The following is a 20,942-nucleotide window of genomic DNA, read 5'->3' as shown; positions in this document are numbered from 1 at the left end:
TTCGACGTGTCGGTGTGGGAGTTCTTCTGGCCCTTGCAGATCGGCGCGCGTCTGGTGGTCGCGAAGCCCGACGGCCATCGCGATCCGGCGTACCTCGCGGAGATCATTCGCGTCGAGGGCGTCACCGTCACGCACTTCGTGCCGTCGATGCTCGCGGTGTTCGTCGCCGACGCCGATGTCGCGCGCTGCGAGTCGCTGCGGATGGTGTTCGCCTCCGGTGAGGCGTTGCCGCCCAAGCCCGCGCATCGTCTGCGCGAGCTGACCGGCGCCGCGCTGCACAACCTGTACGGCCCCACCGAGGCCGCGGTCGACGTCACCTTCCACGAGGTCGTCGACGCCGATCTGGACACCGTCCCGATCGGCGCCCCGGTCTTCAACACCCAGGTCTACGTCCTCGACGCGCGCCTGCGCCCCGTGCCGGTCGGCGTCGCGGGTGAGCTCTACCTCGCGGGCACCCAGCTGGCCCGCGGCTATGTGGCACGCCCCGACCTGACCGCCGACCGTTTCGTCGCCGACCCGTTCGGTGACGACGGGGAGCGCATGTACCGCACCGGTGACCTCGTGGCCTGGACCGAACGGGGCGAGCTGGAATACCTGGGCCGCACCGACTTCCAGGTGAAGCTGCGTGGTCTGCGCATCGAGCTCGGCGAGATCGAGTCCGCGCTGACCGGCCTCGACGAGGTGGCACAGTCGGTGGTCGTCGTGCGCGGCGAGCAGCACACCGGCGATCAGCTGGTGGCCTACGTGATCCCGGCGACCGGCCGTACCGTCGACATCGAGGACGCCCGCGAGGAATTGGGCAACAACCTGCCCGCCTACATGGTGCCCGCGGTGATCATCGTCCTCGACGAGTTCCCGCTCAATGCCTCGGGCAAGCTCGACCGCAAGGCGCTGCCCGCGCCGGTGTTCGAGGCCGCGGTGTTCCGCGCCCCGACCACCCCGGTCGAGGAGATCGTCGCCGCGACCTTCGCCGACGTGCTCGGCCTGGACCGGGTCGGTCTCGATGACGACTTCTTCGCACTCGGCGGCAACTCGCTGACCGCCACCCAGGTCGCCGCCCGCCTGTCGGCCGCGCTGGAGACCGATATCGGCGTGCGCGAGCTGTTCGAGGCCTCGACCGTCGCCGGGCTGGCCGCCCGCGCCGAGACGCACTCCGGTGCCGAACGTCGCGCGCCGCTGGTACCGCAGCAGCGCCCCGAGCGGGTGCCGCTGTCGCTGGCCCAGCAGCGCATGTGGTTCCTCAACCGCTTCGACCCCGAGTCCGCGGTGGACAACATCCCCGCCGCCGTCCAGCTGTCGGGCCTGCTCGACCGTCAGGCGCTGCAGGTGGCCGTGGCCGACGTGCTCGCCCGCCACGAGTCCCTGCGCAGCTACTACCCGGAGGTGTCGGGCGCCGGCTACCAGGTGATCGTCCCGACCGGCAAGGTCATCCCCGACCTGGCGCCGATCGAGACCACCGTGGCCGAACTGCCGCAACGGCTTTCGGAGCTGGTACTCACCGCGTTCGACGTCACCGCCGAGGTGCCGTTCCGCGCCGCCCTGTTCGAGGTGAGCCCCACCGAACACGTGCTCGCCCTTGTCGTGCACCACATCTCGGCCGACGGCTTCTCCATGGGCCCGCTGACCCGCGACGTGATGACCGCCTACAGCGCCCGCGTGGAAGGCGCCGAACCGGCCTGGCGTCCCCTCGAGGTCCAGTACGCCGACTTCGCGCTGTGGCAGCGCGCCGTGCTCGGTGACGAGGACGACGCGAAATCGGTGATCGCCCAGCAGATCTCGTACTGGGGTTCGACCCTGCGCGGCCTGCCCGAGCAGCTCGACCTGCCCGCCGACCGGCCGCGTCCCGCGGTCGCCAGCGGACGCGGCGCCACCCACACCTTCGAGATCGACGCGAAAACCCATGCGGCGCTGACCGAGCTGGCCCGCACCCGCGGCGCGACCCTGTTCATGGTCGCCCACGCCGCGCTGGCCCTGCTGCTCTCGCGCCTGTCCGGCGAGAACGACATCGCCATCGGCACCCCCATCGCGGGCCGTGGTGAGCGCGCCCTCGACGACCTGATCGGCATGTTCGTCAACACCCTGGTGCTGCGCACCGAGGTCGACGGCGACGAGAGCTTCACCGACCTGCTCGGTGCGGTCCGCGCGAGCGACATCGCGGCCTTCGGTCACGCCGACCTGCCGTTCGAGCGGCTCGTCGAGATCATCAACCCCGCCCGCTCGCAGGCCCGTCACCCGCTGTTCCAGGTCATGCTGGCCTTCCAGAACACCGGCCAGACCAGCCTGGAACTACCCGGCCTCACCGTGAGCGGTGTGGAACTGCCGATCGACGTGGCCAAGTTCGACCTGCAGGTCGTGCTCACCGAGAAGCCGGGCGACGCGTCCGGCATCGTCGCCGAGCTGATCTACGCCACCGACCTGTTCGACGCGGCCACCATGGACCGCTTCGGCGCTCGCTTCGCCCGCCTGCTCGCCGAGATCGCGGCGGCTCCGAACCGCGCTGTCGGCGATATCGCCCTGCTCGACTCCGCCGAAACCGCACTGGCCGTGCGTGGTTGGAACGACACCGCGCATGAGCTGCCCGGCGCGGACACTCTGGTGGACGAGTTCGCCCGCCAGGCGCTGGCCACCCCTGACGCGGTCGCGATGGTCGACCCGGCCACCGGCGAGACCCTGACCTACGCCGAATTCGCCGCTCGCGTGCACCGTTTGGCGCATCGCCTGATCGAAGCGGGCGTCGGCCCGGAATCCCTCGTCGCGCTCGGCCTGCGCCGCAGCATCGACCTGGTCGTCGCCGCGTACGCGGTGCAGGAAGCAGGCGGTGGCTACGTGCCGCTCGACCTGGACCAGCCCGCCGACCGCATCACCTACGTCTTGGAGACGGCGGCCCCGGTCGCCGTCCTCACCACTACCCGCGACGGGTTCGGACTCGACGACGACGCGGCCGTGGACACCGCCCCGACGACGCTGGTCATCGACGCGATCGACCTCACGGCGTACCCGCAGACTCCGGTCAGCGATGCCGAGCGGATCGTTCCGCTGCTCCCGCAGCACCCGGCCTACGTCATCTTCACCTCCGGCTCGACCGGCCGCCCGAAGGGTGTGGCCGTGCCGCACTCGGCCGTGGTGAACCAGATTCGCTGGATCACCGGCGAATACGGCATCGACGCCGACGATGTGGTGCTGTTCAAGACCCCCGCCACCTTCGACGTGTCGGTGTGGGAGCTGTTCGGCCCGCTGAGCACCGGCGGCCGGATCGTCGTGGCGAGCCCCGACGGTCACCGCGATCCGCAGTACCTCGCCGATGTCATTGCCGCGCAACGGGTCACGATGACCTCGTTCGTGCCGTCGATGCTCACCGTCTTCGCGGGCAGCATCGATGCCGCCGCTGTCGCGGGCGGAGCTCTGTCCTCGCTGCGCGCCTTGCTGATCGCCGGTGAGGCGTTCACCGCCGACGCGGTCGTGGCACTGCGCAAGGTGAGCGACGCGGCCCTGTTCAACCTGTACGGCCCCACCGAGTTCACCGTCCACGCGACGCACGGCCCGGTCGCCGACCAGGTCGACGGCGCCGTCCCGATCGGCTCGCCGGTCTGGAACTCGCGGGCCTACGTCCTGGATTCGCGACTACACCCGGTCGCCGCCGGTGTCGCCGGTGAGCTGTATCTGGCCGGCGCCCAGCTGGCCCGCGGCTACTTCGGCCGCCCCGATCTCACCGCCGACCGCTTCGTCGCCGACCCGTTCGAAACCCACGGCGAACGGATGTACCGCACCGGTGACCTCGTCCGCCGCGACGAGAACGGCGTGATCACCTACCTCGGTCGCACCGACTTCCAGGTCAAGCTGCGTGGTCTGCGCATCGAGCTCGGCGAGATCGAAGCCGCGCTCACCGCGCACAACACCGTCACACAGGCCGTGGTGGTCGTGCGTTCGGACGCGCGTACCGGCGACCAGCTCGTCGGCTATGTCGTCCCCGCCGCGGGCGCGACCGTCGACATCGACGCGCTGCGCGCGCATCTGGCCGCGCAGCTGCCGTCCTACATGGTTCCGGCCGCGTTCGTCGTCATCGACGAGATGCCGCTGAGCGCCAACGGCAAGCTCGACCGGCGCGCCCTTCCGGAGCCGGTGTTCGAGGCGCGTGAGTTCCGTGCGCCGCGCACGCCGATCGAGGAGATCGTCGCCGCCACCTTCGCCGAGGTGCTCGGCCTGTCCGGCGACCGCGCGGTCGGCCTGGACGACGACTTCTTCGACCTGGGCGGCAACTCGCTCATCGCCACCCAGGTGGTCGCCCGCCTCGGTGCCGCCCTCGACACCCGCGTCCCCGTGCGCGCGCTGTTCGAAGCGCCGTCGGTATCCGCGCTGGCCGCCAAGGTCGAGGTCCACGCGGGCAGCGGCAGCCGCCGCGAGCTCGTGGCCGGTGCGCGCCCGGACCAGATCCCGCTCTCGCTCGCTCAGCAGCGCATGTGGTTCCTCAACCGCTTCGACAGTGCGACCGGCGTCAACAACATCCCGCTGGCGGTCCGCCTGACCGGTGACCTCGACATCGACGCCCTGCGTCAGGCCGTCGCCGACGTGGTCGACCGGCACGAGGTGTTGCGCACCGTCTACCCGGAGACCGTGGAGGGTCAGGGCGTCCAGGTCGTGCTGCCCGCCGGGCAGATGCCGATCTCGCTGCACCCGATCACCGTCGGCGAGGACGAGATCCGCGACCGCATCAGCGCACTCGTGCTCGCCGGGTTCGACGTCACCGCCGAGGTCCCGGTGCGCGCCGAACTGCTGCGCGTCGCGGGCTCGATGGATGGTTCGCACCCCGACACCCACGTGCTGGTCTTCGTCGTGCACCACATCTCCGGTGACGGCTGGTCGGTGCGCCCGCTGGCCCGCGACGTGATGATCGCCTACGCCGCCCGCTCGCGTGGTGAGGCACCCGGCTGGGTGCCGCTGCCCGTGCAGTACGCCGACTTCGCCCTGTGGCAGCGCGAAACCCTCGGCTCCGAAGCAGATTCGGCGTCGATGATCGCGCAGCAGGTGGCCTACTGGTCGCAGAACCTGGCCGGGCTGCCCGACCAGCTCGACCTGCCCGCCGACCGGGCCCGTCCCGCCGTCGCGTCCAACCGCGGTGGGGTGCACGAGTTCTCGATCGACCCCGCCCTGTCGGCCGGACTCAACGCGCTGGCCCGCGAACACGGCGCGAGCCTGTTCATGGTGGTGCACGCCGCGTTCGCCGCACTGCTGGCCCGGCTGTCGGGCAGCGACGACATCGCCATCGGTACCGCCGTCGCCGGTCGTGGTGAAGCGGTGCTCGACGACGCCATCGGCATGTTCGTCAACACCCTGGTCCTGCGCAGCGCCGTCGACCCGGCCCAGCCGTTCACCGAGCTGCTCGCGCAGACCAGGGAGAACGATCTCGCCGCCTTCGGCCACGCCGATCTGCCGTTCGAACGGCTCGTGGAGATCCTCAACCCGGCCCGTTCGCAGGCCCGCCACCCGCTGTTCCAGGTGATGCTGTCGTTCCAGAACACCGGCGAGGCATCCTTCGAACTGCCTGGCCTCGAGGTCGCGGGCGTGCCGCTGGATGTGGTCACCGCCAAGTTCGATCTGCACCTGAACCTGGCCGATCGCCACCGTGCCGACGGTTCCGCCGACGGCATGACCGCCGAATTCGCCTACGCCACGGACATGTTCGACGCCGACACCGTCGCCGCCCTCGCGCAGCGCCTGGTGCGGATGCTGACCGCGGTCGTGGCCAAGCCCGCCCGCGCGATCGGCGAGGTCGACCTGCTGGCCCCGGCCGAATACCGCCAGGTGGTCACCGACTGGAACGCCACCGAGCACTCGGTCGACCAGGCCGCCACGCTGGTGTCGATGTTCGAGGCACGGGCCGTGACCAGCCCGAACGCGACCGCCGTCACGTTCGAGGGGACGAGTCTGTCCTACCGCGAGTTCACCGCCCAGGTGAATCGCCTCGCCCGTCATCTCATCGCCCATGGCGTCGGCCCGGACACCATGGTCGCGCTCGGCATGCGCCGCTCGCTCGACCTGGTGGTCGGCATGTACGCGGTGAGCGTGGCCGGTGGCGCCTACGTGCCGCTGGACCCCGACCACCCGGCCGAGCGCACCCACTACGTGCTCGAGACCGCGGCGCCGGTGTGCGTATTGACCACTGTCCGTGACGAATTCGACGCGGGTTCGACCACGGCGCTGAACATCGAACGCCTGGATCTCTCGGGTTACTCGGATGCGCCGATCACCGATGCCGAGCGGATCGCGCCGCTGCGTCCGGAGAACACGGCGTATGTGATCTTCACGTCGGGTTCGACGGGTCGTCCGAAGGGTGTGGCGGTCAGCCATGGCGCGATCGTCAACCGTTTGGTGTGGATGCAGCAGGCGTACGGCCTGACCGAGGCCGATGTCGTCTTGCAGAAGACCCCGGCGACCTTCGACGTGTCGGTGTGGGAGTTCTTCTGGCCCTTGCAGATCGGCGCGCGTCTAGTCGTCGCGAAGCCCGACGGTCACCGCGATCCGGCCTACCTGGCCGAGATCATCGCCACCGAGGGCGTCACCACCGCGCACTTCGTGCCGTCGATGATGTCGGTGTTCGTCGCCGAACTCGCCGAGTCCGCCGCTGTCGCGCTTGCCGACGGACGGCAGATCTCGAGCAGCCTGCGCCTGGTGTTCGCCTCGGGTGAGGCGCTGCCCGCGCCGACCGCACAGCGGATGCGCGCCCTCACCGGCGCGGCCCTGCACAACCTGTACGGCCCCACCGAAGCCGCGGTCGACGTCACCTTCCACGAGGTCACCGACGCCGACACCACCTCGGTGCCGATCGGTGCGCCGGTCTTCAACACCCAGGTGTACGTGCTGGATTCGCGTCTGCACCCGGCGCCCGTCGGCGTTCCCGGCGAGCTGTACCTGGCCGGTGTCCAGCTGGCGCGCGGTTACGTGAATCGTCCCGACCTCACCGCCGACCGCTTCGTCGCCGACCCGTTCGGGACCGACGGCGAGCGCATGTACCGCACCGGCGACCTCGTCACCTGGACCGCCGACGGCGAGCTGGAGTACCTGGGCCGCACCGACTTCCAGGTGAAGCTGCGTGGTCTGCGCATCGAACTGGGCGAGATCGAGTCGGCGCTCACCACGCTGCCCTCGATCGCCCAGTCCGTGGTCGTGGTCCGCTCCGACGACCGCCTCGGCGACCAGTTGGTCGGGTACCTGATCCCGGCGGCCGGTGCGAGCATCGACCTCGATGCCGTGCGCACCGACCTCGGTGGCGCGCTGCCGACCTACATGGTCCCCACCGCCTTCGTGATCCTGGATGCCTTCCCGCTCAACGCCTCCGGCAAGCTCGACCGCAAGGCGCTGCCCGCGCCGGTGTTCGAGGCCAAGGTGTTCCGCGCGGCGTCCACCCCGATCGAGGAGATCGTGGCGGGCACCTTCGGCGACGTGCTCGGCGTGACCCGCGTCGGCGCCGACGACGACTTCTTCGAACTCGGCGGCAACTCGCTGCTGGCCACCCAGGTCACCGCCCGCATCGGCGCGGCCCTGGACACCCAGCTCTCGGTGCGCGACCTGTTCGAGGCCTCGACCGTCTCCGCGCTGGCCGCCCGCGCCGAGCACAACGCGGGCTCCGGCCGGACCCGTCCGCGCCTGACCGCGGGGGAGCGGCCCACCGTCATCCCGCTCTCACCGGCTCAGCAGCGCTACTGGTTCCTCAACCAGTTCGACACCTCTACCTCCGCGGTCGACAACATCCCCCTGGCCGTCCGCCTCACCGGCGAACTCGACGTGCCCGCGCTCGAACAGGCCATCGGCGACGTGTTCGCCCGCCACGAGATGCTGCGCACCACCTACCCGGCCTCGCCCGACGGCCCTCATCAGGTGATCCTGCCGAACTCACAGATCAGCGCGCAGGTGCACCACATCGAGGTCGACGAGACCGAATTGCTCGGCGCGGTCATCGAATTCGCGATGACGACCTTCGACGTCACCCGCGAGGTGCCGCTGGCGGTCGCGCTGTTCGAACTCACCGAGACCGATCACGTACTCGCGTTCACCGTCCACCACGTTTCCGCCGACGGTTCGTCGATGGGCCCCCTCGCACGCGACATCATGGCCGCGTACGTGGCCCGCGTGCAGGGCGAGGCGCCGCAGTGGGCGCCGCTGCCCGTGCAGTACGCCGACTACGCGCTGTGGCAGCGCGAAGTCCTCGGCGACGAGACCGATCCCGAATCCCTGGCGACCAAGCAGGTCGCCTACTGGACCGAAACGCTCGCGGGCCTGCCCGACCAGCTCGAACTGCCCACCGACCGGCCGCGCCCACCCGCGCAGTCGTTCCAGGGTCAGGCCATCCGCTTCGAGATCGACCCGGACCGCCACGCGGCCCTGCACGACCTGGCACGGGCGAACAACGCCTCGCTGTTCATGGTCGTGCACGCCGCGCTCGCGGTGCTGCTCGCTCGCCTGTCCGGCACCGACGACATCGCCGTCGGCACCCCGATCGCGGGCCGTGGCGAGCGTGAGCTCGACGACCTGATCGGCATGTTCGTCAACACCCTGGTGTTCCGCACCGCCGTCGACTCCGGCGCGTCCTTCGCCGAGCTGCTCGCCGATGTGCGCAACCGCGACCTGGAAGCCTTCGCCAACGCCGACGTGCCGTTCGAGCGCCTGGTCGAGGTGCTCAACCCGGTCCGCTCCACCGCGCGCAACCCGCTGTTCCAGGTGGGCCTGTCGTTCCAGAACCTGGCCGACACCACCTTCGAACTGCCCGGCCTGACCGTCAGCGCCGTCGACTACGACTCGCAGCTGGCCAAGACCGACCTGCACGTCACCCTCTACGACCGCTACACCGACGACGGCGCACCGGCTCAGCTGGTCACCGAATTCGGTTACGCCATCGACCTGTTCGACGCGGCGACGGTCCAGAGCTTCGCCGACCGCTTCGTGCTGGTGCTCGATGCGGTCACCGCCGACGCCACCATCGCGGTCGGCGATATCGACCTGCTCACCACGCCGGAATCCGCGCAGATCGTCACGGCGTGGAACGACACCGCGCACGCGGTCGACACCGACGCCACCCTGGTGTCGCTGCTCGACGCCAGCGTGACCGCTACTCCGGATGCCGTCGCGCTGGTCGTCGACGAGGCCGACGGTCGCCGCGAGCTCGCCCACCCGTCGCCCGACCACCACCCCTCATCGACTCGCTTCGCGACCCTGACCTATGCCGAACTCGATGCCGAGGTGAACCGCCTCGCGCGGCACCTGATCTCGCGGGGCATCGGCACCGAGGATCGGGTGGCGCTGGCCATCCGCCGCTCCGCCGAGCTGATCATCGCGATGTACGCGGTGGCCCGCACGGGTGCGGCGTATGTGCCGATCGACCCGGATCAGCCCGCCGAGCGCACCGACTACATTCTGGAGACGGCCGCGCCCGCTGTCGTGCTGACCACGGCGAACGCCGAATTCAGCACGGCGGCAGCCGAAGTGGTGGTCCTCGATGAGCTCGACCTGAGCGCGGTCAGCGACGCCGCGATCACCGGGCGCACCCTGGTTCCGGCGAACACCGCGTACGTGATCTTCACGTCCGGTTCGACCGGCAAGCCCAAGGGCGTAGCGGTCTCGCACGGCGCGATCGTCAACCAGCTGCTGTGGGAGACGGCCGAATTCGGCATCGGCGCCGACGACGCGGTGCTGCTCAAGACCGCCGCCACCTTCGACCTCTCGGTCTGGGAGTTCTGGACCGCCGCCGTCGCGGGTGCCCGCCTGGTGGTCGCCACCGCCGACGGCCACCGTGACCCGGCCTACCTCAACGACCTGATGCGGGCCACCGGCGTCACCACGCTGCACGTGGTGCCGTCGATGCTCGACGCCTTGCTCACCGAATCCGGTGCGGCACTACCGCGTACGTTGCGTCGCGTCCTCGCGATCGGTGAGGCGTTGCCCGCCGCGACCGCGCAGCGCTTCCGTACCGCGAACACCGCCGCGCTGTTCAACCTGTACGGCCCGACCGAGGCCGCGGTCTCGATCACCAGCCACGCGGTCACCGACGCGGACAAGGTGTCGGTCTCGATCGGCGCGCCGGAGTGGAACAGCCGTGTCTACGTGCTGGATTCGCGCCTGCGCCCGGTTCCGGTCGGTGTGTCCGGTGAGCTGTACCTGGCCGGCGCCCAGCTGGCCCGCGGCTACTACGGCCGCGCCGATCTCACCGCCGACCGTTTCGTCGCCGATCCGTTCTCGGTGCTCGGCGAGCGCATGTACCGCACCGGTGACCTCGTCGCCTGGAACGCCGACGGCGAACTGGACTACCGGGGCCGCACCGACTTCCAGGTGAAGATCCGCGGCTTCCGGATCGAGCTCGGCGAGATCGAGGCCGCGCTGCTGCGTCAGCCGGGCATCACCTCCGCCGCTGTCCTGGCCCACACCGATCCCGTGGTCGGCGACCGCCTGGTCGCCTACGTCGTGGCCGACGACGCGGTCGACAAGCTGGCCCTGCGCGCCGCGCTGGCCGCCGAGCTGCCGTCGTACATGGTTCCGACCGTGTTCCTGCAGCTCGACGCGCTGCCGCTCAACGCCAACGGCAAGCTCGACCGCAAGGCTCTCCCGGAGCCCGAGGTCGAGAAGGCCGTGTTCCGCGCGCCGGTGAGCCCGAGCGAACAGCTCGTGGCTGCCACCTTCGCCGAGGTCCTCCGCCTCGACGCCGACAAGCGCTTCGGCCTCGACGACGACTTCTTCGCCTGGGGCGGTAACTCGCTGCTGGCCACGCAGGTCGCCGCACGCCTCGGCGAAGCGCTCGACACCCGTATCCCCGTGCGCCTGCTGTTCGAGGCGTCCACGGTGTCCGCGCTCGCCCACCGGGTCGAGCAGCACGCGGAAACCGGTGACCGCAAGGCACTCACCGCCAGTCCTCGCCCCGAGCACATCCCGCTGTCGCTGGCGCAGCAGCGCATGTGGTTCCTCAACCGCTTCGACACCCAGTCGGCCGCGTACAACGTGCCGGTCGCGGTCCGCCTCACCGGCGAACTCGACATCGACGCGCTGCGTGCCGCGGTCACCGACCTGGTGTCGCGCCACGAGATCCTGCGTACGATCTACCCGCAGACCGAATCCGGTGCGGCACAGGTGATCCTGTCGCCCGCGCAGGCCGCGCCGGAACTGATCGAACGCATCGTCGCCGCCGAGGAGATGGAATCGGCGGTCGCGGAATTGATGTCGACGATGTTCGACGTCACCGTCGAGGTGCCGCTCGAGGTCGCGCTCTTCCGCGTCGAGCACACCGACGAGTTCGTCCTCGCCCTGGTCATCCACCACATCTCCGGTGACGGCTCCTCGGTCGCCCCGCTGACCCGCGACCTGATGACGGCCTACGCGGCCCGCTCGATGGGCTCCGAGCCCGGCTGGGCGCCGCTGGCCGTGCAGTACGCGGACTACAGCATCTGGCAGCGCGACCTCCTCGGCAGCGAGGACGACGCCGATTCGATGGCGTCCAAGCAGGTCGCGCACTGGAAGCAGGCCCTCGCCGATCTGCCCGACCAGCTCGACCTGCCCGCCGACCGTCCGCGCCCCGCGGTGCAGACGTTCGCGGGCAGCAAGGTCGACGTCCAGATCGAGGCCGACACCCACCGCGCGCTGGTCGAACTGGCCCGCGCCGAGGGCGCGACGCTGTTCATGGTCGTGCACACCGCCCTCGCGGTGCTGCTCGCCCGACTGTCGGGCACCGACGACATCGCCATCGGCACCCCGATGGCCGGTCGTGGCGAAGCCGCGCTCGACGACATGATCGGCATGTTCGTCAACACCCTGGTCTTCCGCACCAAGGTCGACAGCGGCGAAGCCTTCACCGAGCTGCTGGCCCGCCAGCGTGAGGACGACATCGCGGCGTTCGCCAACGCCGATGTGCCGTTCGAGCGCCTGGTCGAGGTGCTCAACCCGGTCCGTTCCACCGCGCGTCACCCGCTGTTCCAGGTGGGCCTTTCGTTCCAGAACCTCAGCCGCGCCACCCTGGAACTGCCCGGCCTGACGGTCTCGGGCCTCGACATCGACTCCAAGCTGTCGCAGTTCGACCTGCACCTGATCGCCACCGACCGCTACGGCGACGCCGGTGAGCCCGAAGGCATCTCGGGTCTGTTCACCTACGCGACCGACCTGTTCGACCACGCCACGGTCGAAAGTTTCGTGGAGCGGTTCGTCCGCCTCCTCAGCGCGATCGTCGCCACCCCGCGCACCGCGGTCGGCGATATCGAACTGCTTGCCCCGGCCGAACGCACCCAGGTAATCGACGCCCGCAATGCCACCGCCTACCCCGTCGACGCCGAGGCCACCCTGGTCTCGCTGCTCGACGCGTCGGTGGCCGCCGATCCGAAGTCGACCGCCCTGGTCACCGACGACGGCGCGCAGCTCACCTACGCCGAACTCGACGCGAAGGTGAACCGCCTCGCGCGGCACCTGATCTCGCTCGGCGTGGGCCCGGAGTCCCGTGTCGCGCTGGCGATGCGCCGCTCGGTGGATCTGGTTGTCGCGATGTACGCGGTGGCCAAGTCCGGTGGCGCGTATGTGCCGGTCGACCCGGATCAGGCGGCCGAGCGCACCGACTACATCCTCGAGACGGCGGCACCGGTCTGTGTGCTGACCAACGCCGAGTTCGCCACCGATGTCGCGCCCGTGATCCGTATCGACGAGCTCGACCTGGCATCGATCGACGCCACCCCGATCTCCGATGCCGAGCGCACCGAACCGCTGCGTCCGGAGAACACCGCGTACGTGATCTTCACGTCCGGCTCCACCGGCCGCCCGAAGGGTGTCGCGGTTCCGCACGCCGCGATCGCCAACCAGCTGCAGTGGAAGCTGATCGAGTTCGGCATGGACGCCGCCGACGCGGTGCTGCTCAAGACCGCCGCCACCTTCGACCTCTCGGTCTGGGAGTTCTGGTCGGCAGCGGTCTGCGGTGGCCGCCTGGTGATCGCCTCGGCCGACGGCCATCGCGACCCGGCCTATCTCAACGAGCTGATGTCGCGCGAATGGGTCACCACCCTGCACGTGGTGCCGTCGATGCTCGACGCGCTGCTCGCCGCGGGGATGCCCGATTCGCTGTGGCGGGTCCTGGCCATCGGTGAAGCGCTGCCGGGCTCGCTGGCCCAGCGCTTCCGCGCCGAGTTCAGCCGCACCGAGCTGTTCAACCTGTACGGCCCGACCGAGGCCGCGGTCTCGATCACCTCGCACCGGGTGAACGCCGCCGACCAGGTGTCGGTCTCCATCGGTGCGCCCGAGTGGAACAGCCAGGTCTACGTCCTCGACGAGCGCCTGCGCCCGGTGCCCGACGGTGTCGCCGGTGAGCTGTACCTGGCAGGCGCGCAGCTGGCTCGCGGCTACTACGGTCGCCCCGACCTGACCGCCGACCGCTTCGTGGCCAACCCGTTCACCCCTGGTACCCGTATGTACCGCACCGGTGACCTGGTGGCCTGGAACAACCGCGAACTCGACTACCGCGGCCGCACCGACTTCCAGGTGAAGATCCGCGGCTTCCGCATCGAGCTCGGCGAGATCGAGGCCGCGCTGCTCGCGTTGCCCGAGATCGCGCAGGCTGCCGTGATCGCCAAGTCCGATCCACGCACCGGCGACCGACTGGTCGCCTACCTGGTCGGTACGGATATCGAGGTGGCGCAGGTCAAGTCGACGCTGTCGGCCGGCCTGCCGTCGTACATGGTGCCCGCCGCCTTCGTGGTGCTGGACGCGCTGCCGCTCAACGTGAACGGCAAGCTCGACCGCAAGGCACTGCCGGAGCCGGAGTTCGAGGCACAGGTCTTCCGCGCACCGTCGACCCCGATCGAGGAGATCGTGGCGGGCGTGTTCGCCGATGTGCTCGGTGCCGAGCGTGTCGGCGCCGACGACGACTTCTTCGCCCTCGGCGGTAACTCGCTGCTGGCCACCCAGGTCGCCGCCCGCCTCGGCGCCGCACTGGACAGTCGGGTGCCCGTGCGCCTGCTGTTCGAAGCGTCCACGGTGGCCGGTCTCGCGGTGAAGGTCGAGCAGGGTGCGGGCGCCGGTGGGCGTCGCGCGCTGGTCGCCGGGCCGCGTCCGGACCAGGTGCCGCTGTCGCTCGCGCAGCAGCGCATGTGGTTCCTGAACCAGTTCGACACTGCTTCCTCGGTGAACAACATCCCCGTCGCCGTCCGCCTGTCGGGCGCGCTGGATGTCGAGGCATTGCAGCTGGCAGTCGCCGATGTGCTCGCCCGGCACGAGACCCTGCGCACGGTGTACCCGTCGACCGACGGCACACCGCACCAGGTGATCCTGCCGGTCGAGGGCAATGTTCCGGACCTGACGCCGGAAACCGTTGCCCCCGAACAGGTGCGCGACAAGATCGCCGAACTGATCACCACCGGCTTCGACGTGATCGACGAAGTTCCGTTGCGCGCCAAGCTGATGCGGGTCGCGGGCGAAGAATTCGTCCTCGTCTTCGTCGCCCACCACATCAGCGCCGACGGCTGGTCCATGGGCCCGCTGACCCGCGACGTGATGATCGCCTACGCCGCGCGTGCCGCCGGTGAGGCCCCGGGCTGGGCGCCGATGCCGGTGCAGTACGCCGACTTCAGCGTCTGGCAGCGTGAGGTGCTCGGCGCCGAGACCGACGAGACCAGCCTCGTGGCCCAGCAGGCCGACTACTGGAAGCGCGCGCTCGCCGGTGTCCCCGACGAGCTGAACCTGCCGTTGGATCGGCCGCGTCCGAGCACGCAGTCCTTCGCCGGTGGCCGGGTGCTGTTCCCGATCGGCGGCGACATCCACGCCGGGCTGTCCGCCATCGCTCGCGAGCAGAACGCGACGCTGTTCATGGTCGTGCACACCGCGCTGGCGGTATTCCTGGCGCGCATGTCGGGCACCGAGGACATCGTCATCGGTACCCCGATCGCGGGCCGTGGCGAGGCCGAACTCGACGACGTGATCGGCATGTTCGTCAACACCCTCGCCCTGCGCACGCAGGTGGGTGGACAGCTGAGCTTCGCGGAGCTGCTGACCCAGGCCAAGGAAGCCGACCTGGCCGCCTTCGCCCACGCCGACATCCCGTTCGAGCGTCTGGTGGAACTGCTCAACCCCGAGCGCTCCACCGCGCGGCACCCGCTGTTCCAGGTGGCGCTGTCGTTCGAGAACCTGCCCGACGCCAGCTTCGAGCTGCCGGGGCTGTCGGTCTCGGCCGTCGACTTCGACGTCGACACCGCCAAGTTCGACCTGCTGCTCACCGTGCGTGAAGCGACGGCTGGTGACGACGCGGGCGCTTACGCCGAGTTCTCCTACGCCAGTGCGCTGTTCGATCAGTCGACGGTGGAGAAGTTCGCGCAGCGCTTCCAGCGTCTGCTCGCCGAGGTCGTCGCCGACACCACGACGCCGGTCGGCGATCTCGAACTCCTCGACGAGTCCGAGCGCGTCGAACTGCTCTCGCGCACAGGTGGTCCCGCCGCTTCGGTGAGTACCTTGCCGGAGCTCCTCGCGCAGGCCGTGGCGACGAATCCGACCGGTCAGGCCATCGTCGCGCCGGGCGAGTCGGCCTCGCTCACCTACGCCGAACTCGACGCGGCCTCCTCGCGTCTGGCGCGGGTGCTGATCGAACGTGGCGCCGCGCCGGAAACGGTCGTCGCCATCGCAATGCAGCGTTCGCTCGACACCACCCTGGCCATCTGGGCCGTCAGCAAGACCGGCGCGGCTTTCCTGCCGGTCGATCCGAAGTACCCGGCCGAGCGCATCGCGCACATGATGTCGGACTCCGGTGCGGCACTGGGCATCACGGTGTCGGCCGAGGTCGACCACCTGCCCGCGCCCGCGCTGGGCGACTGGCTCACTCTCGACGACGCGGCCGCCGAGGCCGAGATCGCCGCGCAGTCCGACGCCGAGATCACCGAGGCCGACCGTCGTGGCGCGGTCCGCCCCGACAACACGGCCTACATGATCTACACGTCGGGTTCGACGGGTCTGCCCAAGGGCGTCGTCGTGACCCACGCCGGTGTGCCCAACTTCGCCGCCGCCCAGGTCGCGCAGTTCGGTCTGGACAAGGACGCTCGGACGCTGGCCTTCGCGTCACCGTCGTTCGACGCTTCGATCCTCGAGTTCCTGCTCGCGGTCGGCTCGGCGGGCACCCTCGTCATCACGCCGGTCGGCGTGGTGGGCGGCGAGGAGCTGGCCGACATCATCGCGAGCGAGCGGCTCACCCACGTGTTCCTCACCCCGCTGGTCGCGGCGTCGATGGAACCCGCGGCACTGGCCGGACTCCAGGCGCTGATCGTCGGTGGCGACAAGGCCCCCGTCGACCTGGTCGCGAACTGGCACAGCGCGGGCACCGATCCGGCGCACCACCGGTTCTACAACGCCTACGGTCCGACCGAGGCGACCATCGCCACCAACCTGTCCGATCCGCTGCTGCCGAGCGACACCATGAACATCGGTGGCCCGATCGCGGGCGCGACCGTGCTGGTGCTCGACTCTCGCCTGCGGCCGGTGCCCGAGGGCGTGGCCGGCGAGCTGTACCTCGGCGGCGTCCCGCTGGCTCGGGGCTACCACGCGCGCCACGGCCTCACCGCCGAGCGTTTCGTGGCCAGCCCGTACGCCGTCGGCGAGCGGCTGTACCGCACCGGTGACGTCGTCGCCTGGCGCACGGTGAACGGCAAGCCGGTCGTGGAATACGTGGGCCGCAACGACTTCCAGGTGAAGATCCGTGGTTTCCGGATCGAACTGGGCGAGATCGACGCGGTCCTCACCGCGCACGACGACGTCGAGTTCGCCGCCACCATCGGTCGCAAGACCGACGCGGGCGCCACCATCCTGGTGTCCTACGTGCGCGGCAACGTCGACCAGGCCGCCCTGGTCGACTACGCGGCGCAGCACCTGCCCGCGCACATGGTGCCCGCCGCCGTGATGGTCCTCGACGAGATCCCGCTGACTCCCGCGGGCAAGCTCGATCGTCGCGCACTGCCCGAGCCTGTTCTCGCTCCGCGCGAGTTCCGCACGCCGACAAGCGAAGTCGAGGCGATCATCGCCGTCGTCTTCGCCGAGGTGCTCGGTGTCGACGCCGTCGGCCTCGACGATTCGTTCTTCGCCCTCGGCGGCGACTCGATTCTGTCCATCCAGCTGGTCTCGCGCGCCAAGGACCGCGGCGTGCTCTTCAAGCCGCGCGACGTGTTCGAAAAGCGCAGCGTGGCAGGGCTTGCCGAGATCGCCGTGCTCGCGGGCGACGCCGAGCAGATCGTCCTAGAGGAACTGCCGGGCGGCGGTGTCGGCGACATCCCGATGCTGCCGATCATGCGCCAGATCCTGGCCGGTGGCTCCACCTACGACCGGTTCTCCCAGTCGATGGTGCTCCGCCTGCCCGAGAACATCACGGCCGAGGTCCTGCACGCCACGATCGGTGCGGTCTTCGACCACCACGACGTGCTGCGTTCGCGGGTGGCTCGCGGTGAGAACGGTTGGGAATTCGAGGCTTTGGCGCCGGGCGAGGTCGACGTGACCACGCTTGTGCGTCGGGTCGAGGTCGCCGGTGACGTCGCCGAGGACCAGCTGTCCAAGCTGGCCAGCGTCGAATACGACGAGGCCATGGGTCGTCTCGATCCCGCGAACGCCGCCATGGTGCAGTTCGTCTGGTTCACCTTCGGTGCGCCCGCGGAGGGTCCGCGCCGTCGCGACGTGCTGCTCGTCGTCGGCCACCACTTCGTGATCGACGGCGTCTCCTGGCGCATCCTGATCCCGGACCTCGGTATGGCCTGGGGCCAGATCGCGGCGGGTCAGCAGGTCACGCTGCCCGTCAACGGCACCTCGATGCGTCGCTGGGCGCACAGCCTGGTGGAGCAGTCGACGGATCGTCGTGCGGAACTGCCGTTCTGGCGCGAGGTTTCGGCCACCGCCGATCCGCAGCTGGGCGCGCGGGCCTTCGACCCGCAGGTCGACACCTTTGCCACTGTCGACCGGGTGCAGGTCACCCTCTCGCCCGAGGTCACCGACGCGGTCCTCACCGCGATCCCCGGCCTCTACCACGGCGGCGTCAACGACGGCCTGCTCACCGCACTCGCACTGGCCGTATCCCGGTGGCGCGGTGACGAATCCGGCACCGCTGCACTGATCAAGCTGGAAGGCCACGGCCGCCAGGAGGAGATCGTCGCCGGTGCCGACCTGTCGCGCACCGTCGGCTGGTTCACCACCGCCTTCCCGATCCGCCTCGACCTGGCGGGCGCCGACCTCGACGACGCGTTCGCCGGTGGCGCCGTGCTCGCCGACGTGATCAAGTCGGTCAAGGAGCAGATGCTGGCGGTGCCCGACAAGGGCATCGGCTACGGCATGCTGAAGTACCTCACCACCGAGGGCGCGGATCTGCCGAGCGTCGGCCAGATCAGCTTCAACTACCTCGGCCGCGCGACCGCCGGTGAGATCCCCGCCGAGCTCGCCGAACTCGGCTGGGTGCCGGTGGCGGATCTGGGTCAGCTCGACGCCGAGATGGACCTGGGCATGCCCGCCAACGCGACGCTGGACATCAACGCCATCGTCAACGACGGCGACGAGGGCCCGCAGCTCGGCGCGAATATCGCGTTCCCGAAGGGCTTGCTCACCGCCGACCAGGCCCAGGAGTTCGCCGATCTGTTCGTGGCCGCGCTGACCGCGCTCGCCACCCACGCGCAGCGTGCCGACGCGGGTGGCTTCACCCCGTCCGACATGCAGCTCGTGCGGGTCGGGCAGTCCGATATCGAGCTCTGGGAGCGCGACTACCCCGCGCTGTCGGAAGTGTGGCCGCTCTCGCCGCTGCAGGCCGGTCTGATGTTCCACGCCATGCTCAGCTCGGCGACCGTCGACGTCTACACCGTGCAGGCCGTGCTCGACCTGACCGGCACCCTCGACACCGAACGTCTGCGCGGCGCGGCCCAGGCCGTGCTCGACCGGTACCCGAACCTGCGGACCGCGTTCGTCACCGATTCGGCCGGTCAGCCGGTGCAGGTGGTGCTGTCCGAGCTCGAGGTGCCGTGGCGCGAGGTCGACCTCACCGACCTGCCCGAAGACGAGCGGATGCCGCGCATGCGGCAACTGCTGCTCGCCGACCGCGCCGACCAGTTCGACATGGCCACCGCGCCGCTGATCCGCTTCGGTCTGTACACGACCGGCGAGGGCACCGCGCACCTGGCGATCACCGTCCATCACATCCTGGTCGACGGCTGGTCCATGCCGCTGCTCATGCGCGACCTGCTCGTCCTCTACGCGGTGCGCGGTGACCTCACCGCGCTCCCGCGGGTGGCGTCCTACCGCAACTTCCTGTCCTGGCTCTCGGGCTGGGATCGTGAGGTGTCGCTGCAGGTGTGGGCCGAAGCGCTGGCCGGGGTCGAAGGCCCCACCCAGCTCGCGCCCGCGCCGCGCACCGAGGAACGCTACGAACTCGACAAGGTCGTCGTCGAGATCGACAACGACCGCACCAGGGCTCTCGGCAAGTTCGCGGGTGAGCTCGGCGTCACCGTGAACACGCTGCTACAGACCGCGTGGGGCATCGTCGTCGGTCGCCTCACCGGCCGTGACGACGTGGTGTTCGGCGCGACGGTCTCCGGTCGCCCGGCGGAGCTGCCCGGCGTCGAGTCGATGGTCGGCCTGTTCATCAACACCCTGCCCGTGCGTATCCAGATCGACGACCGGATGACCGCGGAGAAGCTGACCCAGCGGGTGCAGTCCGAGCAGGCCGAACTGCTCAGTCACCACTTCGTCGGGATGTCCGACATCCAGCGGGTGGCGGGCATGGGCTCGCAGTTCGACACCCTCGTGGTGTTCGAGTCCTACCCGATGGACAAGGACGCCGTCACCGCGGCGAGCTCGATCGACGGCATGCAGGTCACCGGTGTGGGCCTCGACGACGCCACCCACTACCCGCTCACGCTGGTGGTGATGGCCGAGTCGACCATCGAGATCACGATGAAGTACCTGACCAGTACCTTCACCGCCGACGAGGTTCGCACGCTGTCGCAGCGCCTGCTGCGGGTGCTCGACGAGCTGCTCGACAACCCGACCGGCCTGGTCGGCGACATCGACATCCTCGACGCGAGCGAACGAGCCCAGCTGCTCGCCGATTCCGGTGTGACAGCCGCTGTTTCGGCTCCGGTGGCTACCGGCGTCGGCGCGCAGACGGTGGCCAAGGTGCTGGCCGAGGTCGTCGAAGCCGACCCGCAGGCCCCGGCCCTGTTGCGCGGCGACAGCGAAATCGCCTACAGCGCACTGGATCGCAAGTCCTCACAGCTGGCTCGCGTGCTCATCGCACGCGGTGCGGGCCCCGGCGACGTGGTCGCGATCTCGCTGCCGCGCAGCGTGGATTCGGTCCTCGCCGCCTGGGCGGTCCAGAAGGCAGGCGCCGCGGCCCTGTTCGCCGGTGAACTCCCCGGCGTCGAGATCGCGGCCGCCGGAGCGACATTCGGTATCAGTGCGACCCCGGTCGCCGGCGTGGCGGGCCAGTGGTTGGTCCTGCCCGACATCGAAGCCGACATCGCCGCGGCCGCGGCCCACCCCGTGTCCTACGCCGACCGAGTCCGTCCGCTCACCGAAGACCACCCCGCCTTCGTGCTGGTCTCCGGCGAGAACACCACGGTCCTCGGCCAGTCCGAAGCGGTAGCCCTCGCCGAGCGCCTCCGCGACGAACACGGCATCGACTACGAATGCACCACCTACACCACCCATGCCTCCGGCCCGGCCGCCGTCCAGGAATTCCTGGCCTCGTCCACCGCAGGCGCCCTGTCGGTGCTCCCCGACGCCTCGGTCGACGACGACCTGGCCGAGGGCGAGGTGACGCACTGGTTCGTGGTGGCGGGCGATGCGACCGACGCTGCCGAGGGTGAAGTGACGGTGATCGTCGCCGAATAGTCCGGCCTGTGACGTGAAGTCCTTCCTGTCGAAATGTGCCTGAAGCAGAACCGGGATATGGTCCGGGTTCTCTACGGGAAACAGGAAGGGAGCGG

The 20,942-nt window shown here is 69.9% G+C and carries 1 protein-coding gene; it reads left to right on the top strand.

The genetic code is table 11. The annotated features are described in order from the left end of the window. Positions 1 to 20,847: non-ribosomal peptide synthase/polyketide synthase (locus NS1_RS21140; RefSeq protein ID WP_157125325.1), on the top strand; the 20,847-nt coding region annotated here is incomplete at its 5' end. Positions 20,848 to 20,942 lie beyond the last annotated feature (95 nt).

It is taken from the genome of Nocardia salmonicida NBRC 13393, assembly GCF_001613085.1.
Lineage (GTDB): Bacteria > Actinomycetota > Actinomycetes > Mycobacteriales > Mycobacteriaceae > Nocardia > Nocardia salmonicida.
Note: the sequence above shows the minus strand (reverse complement) of the source record. Positions and strands in the feature narration are given on the sequence as shown.